Genomic DNA, 16,360 nt, shown 5'->3' with positions numbered 1-16,360 from the left:
AACCTACCTCGACGGCGTCGCCGACGGCTCGGCGGCTAACCCGATCGTGTAGTCCTCGATCGTGTAGCAGGACTCGTCGTCCGCGGCGGAGGCCGACTTGTCGATCACGATGCGGACCGGGTGGGCATCCGAGATGTCCCGCTCGACCTGAACCACCTCCGCGCCCTCCCGCCGCGCCGTCTCGGCCTCGTCCTCGAGCTGCCGCAACGTCGGGACGAGGTTGGCCAGGCGCAGCATCATTGCCCGCCGTGCCGCGTCGTCAAGCCCCTCGGCGCGGGTCACCTTGTCACTCTCGACGGTGACGCGGAACTTGCCGATCAAGGCACGTTCCCCACAGTCGGACACGAGGGTGAACGCGTACTTGCCGGGCACGGTCCAGGTGGTGGGTGGTTCTTCCATGCCACTCGGTACGTTGCCGGCGCAGCCGCCCAGCAGCACGGCGAGCGCGGCACATGGGAACAGACGACGCACAATGCCCTCCACGGGAGTCGACGCTAACTGTTCCGACGCGTACGGCGACAGCACGGTTCCGCCCCACGGATGCGTGGCCGTCTGTGCGATCGTTTGCTCGTGGCCGTACAACGAGGGCGAACCGGGCTGCGCGCGCTGCTCAACTGGCGGCGCGTCCTCGATCGGCTGCGGGCGGTCCTGCGCAACGGGATCACCACCTTCATCGTGCTCACCGTCACTCTCTGGCTGATGCCCGGGGTCCGTGCCACGGACGTCCTCGACACGATGGGCCTCGTGGTGCTCGTCGCGGTGGTCGGCGCGGTGCTCCGCCCGCTGCTGCTCGCCGGCGTCACCGCCCTGGGCGGCTGGGGCGCGATGCTGCTCGGCGTGCTCGCCCAGGTCATCGTCATGGTGGTGGCCCTGGAACTGGACCCGTCGAAGCGGCTCAGCGGCTGGCCCACCGTCGGCTTCGCCGCGCTGCTCGCCGTGGTGTGCGCCGCGATCTTCGACTGGATGATGGACAGCGGCACCGAGGACACCTTCCTCGCCGAGTCGAAGCGGCTCATGCGCGGCATCCGGCGGCGCCAGGCCCGGCAGGACGGCGGTCCGCTCCTCGACCTGCGCCGTCCCCGGCCCGGCACCGAGCCCGGCCTGCTCGTCGTCCAGCTCGACGGGGTCAGCGAGCCGGTGCTGCGCTGGGCCGTCCGCGCCGGCAACCTGCCGACCATCGGCCGCTGGCTGCGTACGGGCACCCACACGATGCGCGGCTGGCACACCGGCCTGCCCTCGACCACCCCGGCCGCGCAGGCGGGCATCCTGCACGGCGCCTCCCGGCAGATTCCCGCGTTCCGCTGGTTCGAGAAGGACACCGGCCGGCTGATGGTCTCCAACCGTCCCCGCGACGCGGCCGTGATCGAGCAGCGCCTCTCCGACGGCCGGGGGCTGCTGCACGAGGGTGGGGTCAGCATCGGCAACGCCTTCTCCGGCGACGCCGCCATCAACCTGCTCACGGTGAGCCACGCGGCCCTGCCCGGGCGCTCGGCCCGCGGCTGGGCGGCGTTCATGGCCAGCCCGTTCGGCTTCACCCGCGCGCTGGTGCTCGGGGTCGGCGAGGTCATCACCGAGCTGCACCAGGCCCGGCTGCAGCGCCGGCGCAACCTCGAGCCGCGGGTCAGCCGCTCCGGCGCCTTCCTGGCGCTGCGGCCGGCCTCGATGCTGCTGCGCGACGTCAACGTCTCGCTGATCGCCGAGCAGATGGCCCGGGGCGCGCCGGTGGTCTACTGCGACCTGGTCGACTACGACGAGGTGGCCCACCACGCCGGCCCGGCCCGGCCCGAGTCGATGCGGCAGCTCGAGAGCCTGGACCGGATGCTCGGCGTGCTGGAACGGCTGGGGCGCGAGGCGGCGCGCGCGTACCGGATCGTCGTGCTCTCGGACCACGGGCAGAGCCAGGGTGCGACGTTCCGGCAGCGCTACGGCGAGACCCTCGAGGAGGCGGTCGCCCGGTTCTCCGCACCGGATCAGACCGACGCGCCGAGCGTCCCGGCCGAGGAGGAGGCCACCAAGGAGCCGGATTTCCCGCACCCGCCGATCGCGCCGGTGCTGGTCGTCTCCTCGGGCAACCTCGCTTTGATCTACCTGACCCGGCACGCCGGACGGCTCGGCCGGGACCGCATCGACGCGATCTACCCCCAGCTCGTCGACGGCCTCGCCGGGCATCCGGGCGTCGGTCTGGTGGTCGTGCGCGAGGACGACGGCCCGGTGGCGTACGGTCCGGCCGGCTCGCACCGGCTGGTGGACGGCACGGTCGAGGGGCAGGACCCGCTGCTGCCGTACGGTCCGCGGGCCCGCACCGACCTGCTGCGCCACCAGCAGGCGGCGCACGTCGGGGACCTCGTGGTGATCAGCGCCGTCGACCCGGTGACCGACGAGGTGGCGGCGTTCGAAGAGCTGGTGGGCTCGCACGGCGGACTCGGTGGGTGGCAGACCGAGGCGATGGTGGTCCACCCGGCCGAGTGGCCGGTCACCCAGGGGGACCTCGCCGGGCCGGACGCCCTGCACCGGCAGCTCGCGGAGTGGCTGGCGGTGCTGGGGCTGCGCACCGTCGAGCCGCGGCGGGAGATGCCGGTCGCTTCGCTCCCGAAGGACCGTGACGGCGCGGCGGCGCGACTTTCCCACAGCCGGGATGGTTGATTGAAATGTGCGTTTCATCCACTTTGCGCGTCGCGCCCTGCTGACGACCGCCGCCGCCACCCTCGTCGCCGCCTCCGGCGCCGCGCCCGCCATCGCGGTCAGCACCAGCCCGGACAAGGCACCTCTGTTCAACGGTTCCGTGTACGCCATCGCGCACCGCGGTGGCACCGTCTACGTCGGCGGGTCGTTCACCGGAGTCGCCTGGGGCGGCCGGAACTACGCGCGAGCCCGCCTCGCCGCCTTCGACGCGAGTTCCGGTGCGCTGCTGAACTGGTCGCCCTCGGCCAACGGCACGGTGCGCGCCCTCGCCGTCTACGGTTCCTCGGTGTACGCGGGCGGCAGCTTCACCAGCGTCGCCGGACGGTCACGGGACAACCTGGCCCGCATCGACGCGGTGTCCGGAGCGGTCGGCTCCTTCGCGCACCGGGTGAGCGGCGCTCCGTACGCCCTCGCCGTCGGGAACGGCCGCCTCTACGCCGGCGGCAGCTTCACCAGCGTCGACGGCCACCCCCGCCGCAACGCCGCCGCGTTCTCCCTGTCCAGCGGAAGCCTCGACGGCAACTGGCGGCCGGGCGCCGACGACGCCGTGCACGCGCTCGCGGTCACCGGCAGCCGGGTCTACCTCGGCGGCTCGTTCCACCAGGTCGGCGGCGTCAGCGGCACACTGCGCATCGCGGCCGTCACACCCACCGGCGGCGCGGTGGACCGCGGCTTCCGACCCTCCGCGAACGCCCAGGTCAACTCCATCACCCTCGACTCCGCCGGGGTGTACGCGGCCACCGGCGGCCAGGGTGGACGGGTGCTCGCGTACACCACCGGCGGCGCGTTGCGCTGGCAGCGGGTCTTCGACGGCGACGCGACGGCGGTCGCCTCCCTGGGCGGGACGATCTACGTGGGAGGCCACTTCGACCGGGCCTGCACGACGCCCAAGAACGGCGCGCAGGGCGCCTGCACCGACGGCTCGGTCTCCCGGGTCAAGCTCGCGGCGATCACCGGCCGCGGCACGCTGACCGGCTGGGCCCCCCAGGCCAACGGCGTCATCGGAGTACGCACACTCGCCGTCGACCGCAACCGCGGCGCCATCGGCGCGGGCGGCGACTTCACCATGATCGGCGGCCAGAACCGTAAACGGTACGCATCCTTCGGCTGACCCGCCAGCGCCGTTCCCCTACCGCTCGGACGCTGCCCGCTCGGCTGGATCCGTCGGGCGCCGCGCCCGTGCCAGCAGCACGGTCACGCCCAGCACGGTGGCGGCCAGAACGCCGACGGCCATCGCGACCTGGTCGACCCGCCGGGTGGTGCAAGCCTGGTACGCCAGGTCCCGGTACGGACCGTCCCCGTCGTTGTGCCACTGGCTCACGTCGCCGGCGAACGCGTTGCCGCAGATGCGGGGAGTCGCATGGTCGCCCCCGCCCGTCCTGATCCCGATCGGCCAGATCAACAGCAGCGCCACCAGGGCTACGCCGATCGCCGCCATATGCACCGGGCCTACCCGCCGCAACCATCTGCCGACTCTGCCGCCCACGCGACGCCCCCGTCCTGAATCGCTGACCCGGGACCCTACCGGTCTATCCGTTGCCAGCGCTCTTCAGCCGCGTCGCGCGGCGGCTGCCCAGATGAGCCCGGCGCCGTGTCCCGTGCGGTGGTGTTCGACGTCGGTGAGTGTCTGGTGAGCGAGGCGGGCCGGCGGACTGTGGCGCTCGGTGGACAGGCCCAGCGACATGATCGCGACGTCGGACGCCCGGGGCGCGCTGAGGGGCGAGGCGCCGAGGCGGCCGGGACGTGCCCGGCGGAGGAGGGTGGGACAGGGGACCGCACAATGGGCGGGTGCGGATCACCACGCTCGGCCCGCTGGCCGTCGACGGGCAGCCCGTCCGGGGCGAACGCCTTGCCGCGGTGATTCGTGAGCTTGTCGGTGCGCGCGGGCGCACGGTCTCGACCGGCGCGCTGGTCGATGCCGTCTGGCGCGGCGACCCGCCGGAGGATTCCGCGGGTGCGGTGCAGGCGCTGATCTCCCGCGCCCGACGGCTGGGACTGGAGGTCACCGCCGTTCCCGGCGGTTACCGCGTTCCCGGGGACCGGGTGGAGAACGATGCCGTGGCCGCGCGGGATCTGGCCGGCCGGGCCCGGGCAGCGCTGCGCGACGGCGACCTCCCACTCGCCCGGCGCGAGGCGGATGCCGCCCGCGCCCTGTTCCCGGCCGTGCCCGATCTGAGCGACGTCGAAGTCGCCCGGCTGTTCGGCGAGGTCGCCGCGGTGGGCGCCGAGGCGGCGCTTGCCGGGTGTGGTTCCGGCGAGCATGACGGCGACCTGCGGCTGCTGGTCGCGCGTACCCCGCCCGACGAGCCGGCCGCGGCGTTGCTGGTGCGGATCCTGGCCGCGCAGGGGCGCGACGCCGAGGCGCTGGAGGTCGTCGAGCGGCTCCGCGCCGAGCTCGCCGATCGGTACGGCACCGACCCGTCCCCGATCATCGCCGAGGTGCGGCTTGCGCTGCTGCGCGGCGAACTGAAGCCGCGCAGCGCGCCCCGCCGCCCGGCGCGGATCGTCATGCCGGCCTCCTGGCGACGCCCGGGGACCGTCCTCGTCGGACGGGACTCCGACGTGGCGGCCGTGGTGCGGAGCCTCGCCGAGGTGCCGCTGGTGACCGTCGTGGCGACCGGGGGCGCGGGCAAGACACGGCTCGCCGCCGAGGTTGCCCGCCGGGTGCCGGGTGCCGTACGCGTCATCGAGCTGGCCGGCGTACGCACCCCGGAGGAGGTGCTGCCGGTGGTCCTCGCCGCGCTCGGCGGCGCCGAGACGGCCACGGCCGCGTCGGCCCTGTCCGGGGAGCGCCGGGTGCTGAGCCCCGAGGAGCGGCTGCGCGCGGTCGTCCCCGAGCTGGACGGCCTGGTGGTGCTCGACAACTGCGAGCACCTTCTCGACGCCGCGGCGGCCGTCGTCGCCGACCTGCTCGGCGCCGCGTCCCCGGAGCTGGCGGTGCTGGCGACCAGCCGGGCACCGCTCGGGCTCGCGGGCGAGCTGGTGCACCGGCTTCCGGCACTGCCCGACGCCGAGGCACTGGACCTGCTCCAAGCCCGCGCCCGGGCCGGCGGCGCCGCGGTGACCTGGGATACCGAGCGGGCGCTCGCCCTCTGCGACCGGCTCGACAACCTGCCGCTCGCCCTGGAGCTCGCCGCGGCCCGGCTGCGCCACATGCCCATCGACGACGTGCTGGCCGGCCTCGCCGACCGGTTCGCCCTGCTCGACGACGCGTTGCGCGGCCTGCCCGAGCGGCATGCCAGCCTGTGGGCGATGGTCGACTGGAGCCGGGAGCTGCTCGCGCCGGACGACCGAGAGCTGCTGCAGCGGCTCGCGGTGATCCCGGCGCCGTTCACCGCCGAGGCCGCGGCCGCCGTCGCGGGGGTGCCGGACGTCCGCCGTGGCCTGGCCGCCCTGGTGGAGCAGTCGCTGCTCATTCTCGACGACGGTGACAGCGGTCCGCCGCGCTGGCGGATGCTGGAGACGGTCCGCGAGTACGGGGAGGCTCGCCTCGGCGACCGCACCGCCGCGATGACCGGCCTGGTCGCGTGGGCCCGGCGGCGGGCGGTCGCGCTCGGCGCCGACCAGATCGGACCGCGCCAGCTCGGCGCACTCGCCGAGTCCGCCCGCGAGCAGGAGAACTTCCTCGCGGCGCTGCGCTGGAGCCTTGCGCACGACGACGAACCGGCCACCGTGGACGTGGCCGCCGCCCTGTTCCAGCTCTGGACCGTCCGCGGCCTGCACGTGGAGGTGTCGGTGTGGAGCCGCCTGGTGCTGCACGCCGACGATCCCGCGGCACGGAGCGCCTCGGCCGTGCTGTGCGGCCGGGCGAGCGGAAAGCCGCTGCCGGACGCGGACCGGCTCGCCCGGCTCTGCCTGCTGGCCCGGACCAACGGCTCGATCACCGGCCCGGCCCGGCTGATGGTGCTCGCCGGGCGGGCGCTGCGCGTCCTGGCCCGGGAGCGGCCCGCCGAGGTCTCTCCGCGGCACACGGCGCTGGCCGAGGCGCTGCCGGGGTTCGACCGGTTCGCGCCGGAGCAGACCCTGCGCGGCGCCGAGACGCTCATCGCCCATCCGGACCCTTACGTGCGTGCGCTGGGTCTCTTCACCCGGGCGGTGCTGCGGGAGCACGGCGGCATGCCGGAGGACTCCATCGGGGACGCCGAGGCGGCGTACGCACTCTTCGAGACGGTGGGCGACCACTGGGGAATGGCCATGACCGCCCAGGCCGTGGGTCACGCCTTCGGCGCCGGGCGGGACACCGCCGTGGAGTGGCTGGGGCGCAGCGTGCGGCACATGGAGTTGCTCGGCGCGGCCCAGGATGCCCGGTCGATCCGGGTTCTGCTCGACGCCCGGCGGGCGTTGGAGGGCGACGCCGAGGCCGAGGGCCGGTTGCGCGAGACGGCGGCATCGGCGCAGGCCGACCCGGGCGACGTGGCGCAGGCGTGCCTGGGGCTGGCCCATCTCGCGTGGGAGCGGGGTGACTTCGAGGAGGTCGTCGCGTGTGCCGATGCGGTGGCCCAGGCGTGTACGGAGTTCGCCGTGGCCATGACGCAGCACCGGGTGGTGTTCCGGGTGGCGGCGGCGGTGCTGCACGTGATGGCGGCTGACGAGCGTCCGGCCGGGGAGGCGCAGGTCCGGGGCGTCACCCTGCTGGCGTTGGTCCGCGACGAGGTGCTGGCCGCCAACGACACCCCGCTCGTGGGTGCGTGGGCCCTCGGCGGTGCCGTGCTCGCCGCCCACCGCGGTGACCAGGAGCAGACCCGCGAACTGTGGGCGCGTGCCATGCGGGTAGGCGCCTCGATGAGCATGATGCTCCCGCCGGGCCACAACGGACGGTTGACGGAGGCCCTCGGGACCGAGGACCTCCGTCGTAGCCTGCTCGCCGCTCATCGCGACGAGCCCGTCGCGGCCACGGTCACGCAGATCCAGAACCTGATGGACCGGCTGCTCACACCTTCTTCCGGTACGCCCGGAGCGCCAGCGGCATGAAGCACACCACGAATCCGGCGCACCAGGCGAGCGTCCACCACACGTGAGCGCCCAGCGGGGTGCCGACGAACAACCCCCGGACCGCCCCGACGAGATGGGTCATCGGGTTCACGTCGGTGAAGGCCTGCATCCAGCCGGGCAGCGTCTCGGCGGCCACGAAGACGTTCGAGGCGAAGCTCAGCGGCATGATGAGCGCGAACATGACGCCCTGCACGGCGCCGGGCGTGCGTACCCTCATCGCCACGAAGACCGGCAACCAGCTCAGGCACAGCGCGAACAGCACCGCGAGCAGACAGCCGGCGACCGCGCTGAGCGGATCGGTGGTGATCCGGAAGCCCATGACGTAGCCCATCGCCAGCGTCACCAGCGTGACGATCAGGTAGCGGACGACGTCACCGAGCACCGCGCCGACGAGCGGCGCCGATCGGGGCACCGGCAGCGAGCGGAACCGGTCGAAGATGCCCTTCTGCAGGTCCGAGTTGAGGTTGACGCCGATCGCGATGCAGCCGGTGGCGATCGTCTGCGCCAGGATGCCGGGCAGCAGGAACTGCAGGTACTCGTGGGTCGAGCCGGCGACCGCGCCGCCGAAGACGTAGACGAAGATGACCAGGAACAACGCCGGTTGCAGGGTGACGTCGATGAGCGCCTCCGGCGTGCGCCGCGTCTTGATCAGACTGCGCTTCGCCAGCGCCAGCGAATGGCGTACGAGCCGCCACGGTCGCCGCTGTGGCGCCGCCGGCCGGATCGGCGTACGGGTCCTCTCGACGAGCGTCGTCATGCCGCGACCTCCGTGTGGGTGGCCCCGGTGAGCGTGAAGAACACCTCGTCCAGGCTCGGCAGGTGCAGGGACAGCTCGGTGACGGCGACGCCGGCGCACGCCAGCCGCGCGACCGCCTCCGTCATCGCGGCGTCGTCCGCGACCGGCACGGCGAGCACGCCCTTGCGGATCTCGTCGGCCACCGCACCCGACGAGACCTCGGAGAGGATCGCCGCGGTCCGCGGCAGGTCCGCCGGGAGCGCCGGGCGTATCTCCAGGGTCTGGCCGCCGACCACCCGCTTGAGGCCGTCCGGGGTGTCGTGGGCGATGACCCTGCCGTGGTCGATCACGGTGATCGCGTCGGCGAGCGCGTCGGCCTCCTCCAGGTACTGGGTGGTGAGCAGCACTGTCGCGCCGTCGGCGACGAGGGTGCGCACCACCTCCCACATGTCCTCGCGCTTGGCCGGGTCGAGCCCGGTCGTGGGCTCGTCCAGGAAGATGACGTCGGGGGAGCCGACCAGGCTCGCGGCCAGGTCGAGGCGCCGCCGCATGCCACCGGAATAGGTCTTGGCCGGCCGGTCCGCCGCCCCGGTCAGGTCGAACCACTCGAGCAGCTCGGCGGCCCGGCGCCGCGCGCCGGCCCGGCCCAGATCGAGCAGGGTGCCGAAGAGCTCGAGGTTCTGCCGGCCGGTGAGGTCCTCGTCGACGGACGCGTACTGGCCGGTGAGACCGATCGCCTGGCGCACCCGCTCGGCATCGCGGACGACGTCGAAGCCGCCGATCCGGGCGCTGCCGGCGTCCGGCACCAGCAGGGTGGAGAGCACCCGGACGGCGGTGGTCTTCCCGGCGCCGTTGGGGCCGAGCACGCCGAGCACCGTGCCCCGGAGCACGGCGAGATCGACCCCCTGCAACGCCTTGGTCGCACCGAAGTGCTTGACGAGGCCCTCGGCCTCGATCACGAGATCTGCGGTCATGGGCACAGCCTGCGGTCACCCGCCGACATGGCGCCGACACGGCGCCGACACGGCCCTGACGAGCGACTCAGAAGCCCTGTTTGCGGATCCCGCGCGCGAAGAAGGCCCAGTAGCGTCCCGGAGCGATCCGGACCAGCAGGTCGGCGATCTTCGCGATTCCGGTGATCACCAGCCGGGGCTTGCGGGCCTGCACCGCCGCGATGATCTGCCGGGCCGCCTCCTCCGGCGGCAGGGTCAGCGCCTTCTCGGTGAACTGGCGGAGCTGCGCCGCCTGCTCGCCGTCGACGTCGGGCCCGCTGATCCGCGCGCTCATGGCGATGTTGGTGCGTACGCCGCCGGGGTGCACGACCGTCACGCCGACCCGTCCGGAGAGCTCGTGGCGCAGCGCCTCGGAGAAGCCGCGGACGCCGAACTTGCTGGTCGCGTACGCCACCTGCGCCGGCGGGGCGAGCAGGCCGAAGAGGCTGGAGACGTTGACCACGTGCGAGCCCGGGTGGCTGAGCAACTGCGGCAGGAACGCCTTGGTCATCCGCACCACCGCGTGCAGGTTGATCTCCATGAGCCAGTCGAAGTCCTTCATGTCGACCTGCTCGAAGGTGCCGCTCAGGGCGACCCCGGCATTGTTGACGAGCAGATCGGTGCCGCCGTGCCGGGCGGCCACCTCGGTCGCCAGATCCACGCGGTCGCCCCCGTCGCCGAGGTCGACGACGTGGGTGCTGACGTCCTTGGCGCCGGTCCGGCGGGCCAGGTCGGCGATCCGCGCCAATCCGTCGGCATCCTTGTCCACCAGCGCGAGCACGGCGCGCCGCTTGGCCAGGTCGAGCGCGAGCGCGGCGCCGATGCCGCTCGCCGCCCCGGTGATCACACACGTACGCCCGGCGAACGCGAACCGCTCCATCGTGGTCATCGGTCGATTATCCCCCCGACGTCGGGAATTCCTTGGCCCGGTTCGAGGCCGCCGGGGGGCGGTGGCTGTTCGATTTGCCCGCCCGGCGGCACGATGCGCCGTGGACCACGGCCGGGGGCGAACAGCCGACGATGAAGCTCCCGCCGCCTCAGGTGAGGTCGCCGGTGTCCGGGTGCGACGCGCGGTCCCGTTCCTTCTCCCGGTGGACGAGGTCGGCCAGCACCTCCTTGTCGTACTTGGCCTCGGCCGTCCGCGCCTTCGCACGGGCCTTCTCCGCCCGGACGACCGCCTTCTTGCGGTCCTTGACCAGCTCGGCGCGGCGCTGCGCGGCGGCCTTCAGCGAGCGCTTCAGCCGCGCCGCCTCGTCGGTGGCCCGGCGCAGCGACTCCCGTTGCTGCGCGGTCAGATCCGCGATCGTCTTGAGCTGGTCGTCGATGTCGGCGACCGCCGCCCGGGCCTTCTCGGCGGCGTCGCCGGTGGCGGCCGCCCGGTCGCGGCGGCGGTCCAGTGGCTTGGCTGTGGCAGTCACACGTATCACTCCCTCCGGTGTCACCTCAGCGGTACCCGGAGGGGTGACGGTCAAGCCTGGGATTCCTCCTCGACCGCAGCGGCGTCGCGGTTCCGGCGGCGGCGGACGTGCACGACGACGTACGTGCCGACGGCGAGGACCACCGTGGCGATCACCCACCACTTGTATCGGTCGGCCTGCTCGACGATCGCCACCAGGTGGTTGCCGAGCAGGTAGGCGACCGTCGTCCAGCAGCCGACCCAGAGCGCCGCGCCGATCGAGTTGTAGAGCAGGAACTGCTTCCAGGGCATCGCCGTGATGCCGGCGATCACGCCGTTGAGCTGGCGCAGGCCGTCGATGAAGCGGGCCACGACGACGATCCGGTTGCCGCGGCGGGCGAAGAAGCGCTCCGCCTTCTCCAGGCGGTGGGGGGTGATGAAGATGTACTTGCCGAAGCGGTGCACGGCCTTGCGACCGCCGCGGACGCCGATCCAGTAGCCGATGTTGTCGCCCAGCACCGCCGCCACGAAGCAGACGGCCGCCACCGCGAAGATATCGAGCCTGCCCCAGTTCGAGTAGATCGCCGCCGCGATCATCAACGTCTGCCCGGGCGCGGGTACGCCGAAGCTCTCCACACCGATGACGCCGGCCAGGGCGAGGTAGCCCCACTGGTCGAGGATCGGAGCCACCCCTTGCAGGAATTCGGGCAGGTCTGCGGTCGGTGGCATGGGCTCGGAGGACTCCCGTCGTCGGCGGCGGGGCGGCGTCCCCGGCTCCCACCGTATCCAGCCGCGACACCCTGGCCCTCCCCGAAATCCACCGAAACGGTCCGAAGCACCTGTGGATAACGTGTGGATTTCGCGGCTTCGGCGCGGGGGATTGAACTGGCGCCGCGCGAGATCCGTTCCTCCGTTGGGAATGTCGGAGGAGGAGGACCTCGTTTTGTCTGTTTCACTGCGCGCTGTGCTGGTTTCCCGCTTTCGGCGGGGCGCGGCCACGGTGCCGGCGGTGCAGGACTCGGACGCGGAGTCGCAGCGGAACGAGACGTCCTCGCCGTCCAGTCGTCTGCGTCGGGTCTGCAGCCGGGTGTTGACTGCCGGCGCTCTCGTGCTGATCTTCGCGGCGCTGATCATGCCGAATGTGGTCGGCCGGCTGGCGCGGCCCGGCACGTATGTGCGGCTGCCGATCGAGGGATTCCTCGCTATCGGCGTCGTGCTTTTGTTGCGTGGCCGGTGGAAGCGGATCGGGGCCGGCGCGTTCGGGGCCGGATTGGGCCTGTTGACCGTCGAGAAGGCCGTCGACATGGGCTTCAACAAGGTGCTGTCCCGCCCGTTCGACCTGGTACTCGACTGGGAGTTGCTCGACGACGCGTACTCGTTCGTCCGGGACTCTGCCGGGCAGGCGGCGGCGCTCGGTACCGTGGCCGGGATCGTCGTGCTGATCGTGACGGTGCTCGTGCTGATGACTCGTGCCGCTCTGCGGGTTGCCAAGGTGGCCGAGCGGCATCGCACGGTGAGCGCGCGGACGTCGGTCGCCGGTATCGCCGTGTGGGTGGTCCTGCTCGTGCTGGGTGTTCAGATCTTCGAGCCGATCCCGGTGGCGTCGCGCGCCAGCGTCATGTACGCCTGGGACCGGGTGGTCGCGGTGCAGGCCGGGTTGCAGGACGAGGAGAACTTCGCCCGCGAGGTGACGGTCGACGCCTTCGCGGCGACGCCGCCGGATCAACTGCTGACTGCTCTGCGGGGCAAGGACCTCTTCGTCACCTTCGTGGAGAGTTACGGCCGGTCGGCGATCGAGGATCCGGTGCTGGCCCCGGGCACGGTGAAGGTGCTGGACGAGGGCGGGGCCGAGCTGGCCAAGGCGGGCTATGCGGCCAAGAGCGGCTGGCTCACCTCGCCGACGGCGGGCGGCGGAAGCTGGCTGGCCCACGCGACGTTGCTCTCCGGCCTGTGGATCAATAACCAGCAGCGGTACCGCAATCTGACCGCCAGCGAGCGGCTGACGCTGACCAGCCTGTCCAAGCGGGCCGGCTACGACACCATCAGTGTGATGCCGGGTGCGAAATATGCCTGGCCGGAGGGCGCCTTCTACGGCTACAACCGGGTTTACGACTCCCGTAACACCGGCTACGTCGGTCCGAAGTTCGGCTGGTCGCCGCAGCCGGACCAGTACACGCTCTCCTGGTTCCAGAAGAACGTGCACGGCCCTGCCCACGCGCCGTTGTTCGTGGAGATGCCGCTGGTGTCCAGCCACACCCCGTGGGCGCCGATCCCGAACTTCATCGACTGGGACGACGTCGGCGACGGTGCCGTCTACGAGCAGATCAAGAAGGACGGGAAGAGGTCCGGTTCGATCTGGAAGGACCCGGCCAAGATCAAGCGCGAGTACAGCCGCTCGATCCAGTACACGTTGACGACGCTCATCTCGTACCTGGAGAAGTTCGGCGACGAGAACACCGTCATGGTGTTCCTCGGCGACCACCAGCCGGCCCCGATCGTGGTCGGCGACGGGGCGAGCCGCGACGTGCCGATCACCGTCGTCGCCAAGGACAAGGCCGTGCTCGACCGGGTGGCCGGCTGGAACTGGACCGACGGACTCAAGCCCGCGCCCGACGCCCCGGTGTGGCGGATGGACCAGTTCCGCGACAAGTTCCTCACCGCGTACGGGCCGGGCGCCGGCGTCGCCGGCCGGGCCCTCTCCGCGCCGCGGCGCTGACGCCTGGCCGCTTGTTGCTCTTGCTCTTCTTGGAGGTGGTGGCGGGCTTCTTCGCCGTCACCACCGAGCGGGCCTCGACCCTGGTGACCGTCCGTCCGCTCACGTCTCCGTGCCGGTCACCTGAACGGTCGTACCCGCGACCAGGCCGGCGAGGGCGGCCACCCTGCCGTCAACGGTGAGGGCCCGGCGGGGACGGCCTGAGCCGGTGCGGCCAGGGCGACGCCGACGACGGCGGTGAGGACTGCGGAGAGGTGACGCTGACGCATGGGCGGATCTCCCGAGGATCGAAGCGGTGTGGTGACGACTTCGACGATCGGGGGCATGCCTGTGCGGACCCTAGCGATCAGGGTGCGCCGGGGCGGCACTCCGGGAGAGCGTGGTTGCTCCAGACGCAGGAACGCCGGCCCGAACCGGGCCGGCGTTCCTTGGTGCGGGGCTCAGATGCCGTCCGTCACGAGCTGGGTGCGCAGCTTGGTCAGGGCCTTCGTGAGCAGGCGGCTGACGTGCATCTGGGAGATGCCGATCTGGTCGGCGATCTGGGACTGGGTGAGGTTGCCGTAGAAGCGCAGGGTGAGGATCTTCTGTTCGCGGGGGTCGAGGGTGGCCAGGGCGGGGCCGAGGGCGACGCGGGTTTCGGCGAGTTCGTATTCGTGGTCCTCGCTGCCGAGGGTGTCGCCGAGTTCGGTGGTGCCGTCGGCGCTGATCGGGGTGGAGAGGCTGGTGGCGTTGTAGGCGCGGGCGCCTTCGAGGCCTTCGAGGACGTCTTCCTCGGTGACGCCGAGGTGGGTGGCGATGTCGGCGACGGTCGGGGATCGGCCGAGGGTGTGGGTGAGGGTGGCGTTGGCTTCGGTGATGGCCAGGCGGAGTTCCTGGAGGCGGCGGGGGACGCGGACGGACCAGGTGCGGTCGCGGAAGTGGCGTTTGATCTCGCCGATGATGGTGGGGATGGCGTAGCCGGCGAAGTCGACGCCGCGGGTGGGGTCGAACTTGTCGACGGCTTTGATGAGGCCGACGGTGGCGGTCTGGATGAGGTCGTCGGTGGGTTCGCCGCGGCCGGAGTAGCGGTGGGCGAGGTGGCGGGCCAGGGGTAGCCAGGCCTCGATCGCCCGGTCCCGCAGCGACGCGCGGGACGGGTGACCGGCAGGCATCGCGGCCATCGCGTTGAGGAGATCTGCGGCGCTGTCCTGCGGCGCCTCGCTGATCGTGGTCGACGTCGTGGTCGACGGGGCCGACTGGGTCACAGTCATTCCGTGGTCCTCCCTGAGCACCTGCGGGTGTCGCTATAGATCCGCGGGCACGGCGGTCGATGAGACCCTCCGTACCCGCGCATGCTGGCCGTTCGGTTATGACGACCTTAGCCGACCGGTCCACCGAAGACTAGCCGAAAGTATGAGTCACTTTAGGTGAGTGACCCCTAACTGGGTGGTACTCTGGTCGCCTTTCAGGGCTTGAGCACGACCCTTGATGCACCCGTCCTCCGCCTTCTACTTGAAGATCTCGTAGGTGTGCGGTGCCTCCTCGAGCGGCAGCCGGTGGGTGACCAGGTCGTCGACGCCCAACGGGTCGTCGTCGCCGGTGAGCAGCGGCAGGACCTCGTCGGGCCACCGCCTGACGTGCGCTGGCCCATCCGCAGGGTCACGCCTTTGTCGAAGAGGTCGAACATCGGGACGGGTCGGCCTGGCCGCCCTACACACCGATGATCGACACCGTGCCGGACCGGCGGACCGCCGCGAAGGCGGTGCGCAGCGCGCCCATCCGGTCCACCTGACTGCCGAGTCGGCGCGCGCATGCCTTCCTCCGGCTCTTGTGGTGGCCCTCGCATCCCCGATGGCCCGGTGCCGGGCCGGATATTCCCGGTTAGCCCGTCTGCCCGCGGGCACACCAGGGGAGACGACGAGGAGGTTCGACTGATGACGACACCCACCGGCCGCAAGTTCGCGGTGGTCACCGGGGCGTCCAGCGGCATCGGCTACGAGCTGGCCCGGCAGTTCGCCGACCACGGGTACGACCTGCTGATCACCGCGGAGGACGACGAAATCGAGCAGGCGGCCGCCGACCTGCGCCGCGACGCGCAGAACCAGGTCGCCGCCGTCCGGGCCGACCTGGCCACGTACGACGGCGTGGAGAAGCTGTACGCGGAGATCCGCGCGGCCGGCCGCCCGGTCGACGCCGTCACCCTGAACGCCGGCCGGGGCCTGGGCGGCGACTTCACCCGCGACACCGACCTGCGGGAAGAGCTGAACATCATCGATGTGAACGTCACCTCGACGGTGCACCTCGCCAAGCGGGTGCTTCCCGACATGGTCGCGCGCGGGGAAGGCAGGGTGCTGTTCACCTCGTCGATCGCGTCGATGATGCCGGGGACCTACCAGGCCGTCTACAACGCGTCCAAGTCCTTCGTGCAGTCCTTCGCGGAGGCCCTGCGCGCCGAGCTGAAGGACACCGGAGTCACCGTCACCTCGCTGATGCCCGGACCCACCGAGACGAACTTCTTCGATCGCGCCGACATGCTCGACACCAGGGTCGGGGCGAGCGAGAAGGACGACCCGGCGCTGGTGGCCGAGATGGGCTTCGAGGCCCTGATGAAGGGCGAGGAGAAGGTCGTCGCCGGTTCGCTGAAGACCAGGGCGCAGGGCGCCATGGCCAGGGTGATGCCGGACCGGGCCACGGCGGAGATGCATCGCCGCATGGCCGAACCCGGGTCGGCGAAATGACGACGTCGTAGGGCGCGCCCACCGGGGCGCCGGCCGGCGAGAGGATGCCGGGCCGGCGCCTCGGTGTGGGGACGGCGCGATTGCGGGGACGGTACGGTCAGTCTCATCGATGCATTACTTAACAAGCAAGTA

Annotated in this window: 13 protein-coding genes; 5 read left to right on the top strand and 8 right to left on the bottom strand. The window is 72.0% G+C overall.

Annotated features, from left to right (window positions below; translation table 11 throughout):
- Positions 1–3 precede the first annotated feature (3 nt).
- Positions 4–471, bottom strand: coding sequence for a DUF6174 domain-containing protein (locus tag EDD30_RS16665; RefSeq protein ID WP_211353749.1), 468 nt, complete (start codon positions 469–471; stop codon positions 4–6).
- Positions 472–570: 99 nt separating this feature from the next.
- Here EDD30_RS16665 and EDD30_RS16660 point away from each other — a divergent pair, with 99 nt between their 5' ends.
- Together EDD30_RS16660 and EDD30_RS16655 are read left to right on the top strand one after the other, a co-directional pair.
- Positions 571–2,643, top strand: coding sequence for an alkaline phosphatase family protein (locus EDD30_RS16660; protein WP_244945273.1), 2,073 nt, complete (start codon positions 571–573; stop codon positions 2,641–2,643).
- A 7-nt stretch (positions 2,644–2,650) separates the two neighbouring features.
- Complete coding sequence (locus EDD30_RS16655) at positions 2,651–3,793, top strand: hypothetical protein (protein WP_244945272.1); 1,143 nt, start codon at positions 2,651–2,653, stop codon at positions 3,791–3,793.
- A gap of 18 nt (positions 3,794–3,811) precedes the next feature.
- Here EDD30_RS16655 and EDD30_RS16650 read toward each other — a convergent pair whose 3' ends face one another.
- On the bottom strand, positions 3,812–4,120 hold the full coding sequence (locus EDD30_RS16650) for a hypothetical protein (protein WP_071805203.1): 309 nt from the start codon (positions 4,118–4,120) through the stop codon (positions 3,812–3,814).
- A gap of 350 nt (positions 4,121–4,470) precedes the next feature.
- On the opposite strand from EDD30_RS16650, the gene EDD30_RS16645 reads away from it, so the two are divergent.
- Positions 4,471–7,653, top strand: a complete 3,183-nt coding sequence (locus EDD30_RS16645) for an ATP-binding protein (RefSeq protein WP_123678324.1) — start codon at positions 4,471–4,473, stop codon at positions 7,651–7,653.
- Here EDD30_RS16645 and EDD30_RS16640 read toward each other — a convergent pair.
- From EDD30_RS16640 to EDD30_RS16620, 5 genes are all read right to left on the bottom strand, one after another.
- Complete coding sequence (locus EDD30_RS16640) at positions 7,613–8,431, bottom strand: ABC transporter permease (RefSeq protein ID WP_071807490.1); 819 nt, start codon at positions 8,429–8,431, stop codon at positions 7,613–7,615. The genes EDD30_RS16645 and EDD30_RS16640 overlap by 41 nt on opposite strands.
- Positions 8,428–9,384, bottom strand: coding sequence for an ATP-binding cassette domain-containing protein (locus EDD30_RS16635; protein ID WP_071807491.1), 957 nt, complete (start codon positions 9,382–9,384; stop codon positions 8,428–8,430). The genes EDD30_RS16640 and EDD30_RS16635 overlap by 4 nt, the downstream gene beginning before the upstream one ends.
- 67 nt (positions 9,385–9,451) lie before the next feature.
- Positions 9,452–10,291 (bottom strand): SDR family NAD(P)-dependent oxidoreductase, encoded by an 840-nt coding sequence (locus EDD30_RS16630; RefSeq protein ID WP_244945271.1) that lies wholly within the window; start codon positions 10,289–10,291, stop codon positions 9,452–9,454.
- A 148-nt stretch (positions 10,292–10,439) separates the two neighbouring features.
- Entirely contained in the window at positions 10,440–10,820 is a 381-nt protein-coding gene (locus EDD30_RS16625; RefSeq protein ID WP_071807492.1) for a hypothetical protein, read from the bottom strand.
- Positions 10,821–10,870: 50 nt separating this feature from the next.
- Positions 10,871–11,527, bottom strand: a complete 657-nt coding sequence (locus EDD30_RS16620) for a DedA family protein (protein ID WP_071807493.1) — start codon at positions 11,525–11,527, stop codon at positions 10,871–10,873.
- 280 nt (positions 11,528–11,807) lie between these two features.
- On the opposite strand from EDD30_RS16620, the gene EDD30_RS16615 reads away from it, so the two are divergent.
- On the top strand, positions 11,808–13,514 hold the full coding sequence (locus EDD30_RS16615; protein WP_244945270.1) for a sulfatase-like hydrolase/transferase: 1,707 nt from the start codon (positions 11,808–11,810) through the stop codon (positions 13,512–13,514).
- A gap of 437 nt (positions 13,515–13,951) precedes the next feature.
- On the opposite strand, the gene EDD30_RS16610 is transcribed toward EDD30_RS16615, so the two are convergent.
- Positions 13,952–14,761 carry an RNA polymerase sigma factor SigF gene (locus EDD30_RS16610; RefSeq protein WP_123678323.1) on the bottom strand — a complete coding sequence of 270 codons (810 nt, stop codon included), beginning with the start codon at positions 14,759–14,761 and terminating at the stop codon, positions 13,952–13,954.
- A 663-nt stretch (positions 14,762–15,424) separates the two neighbouring features.
- Here EDD30_RS16610 and EDD30_RS16600 point away from each other — a divergent pair.
- Entirely contained in the window at positions 15,425–16,228 is an 804-nt protein-coding gene (locus EDD30_RS16600; protein ID WP_071803648.1) for an SDR family NAD(P)-dependent oxidoreductase, read from the top strand.
- The last annotated feature ends 132 nt before the right edge of the window (positions 16,229–16,360 follow it).

It is taken from the genome of Couchioplanes caeruleus (genome assembly GCF_003751945.1).
Taxonomy (GTDB): Bacteria; Actinomycetota; Actinomycetes; order Mycobacteriales; family Micromonosporaceae; genus Actinoplanes; species Actinoplanes caeruleus.
The sequence above is the reverse complement of the archived record's forward strand: the minus strand, read 5'-3'. Positions and strand labels throughout refer to the sequence as shown.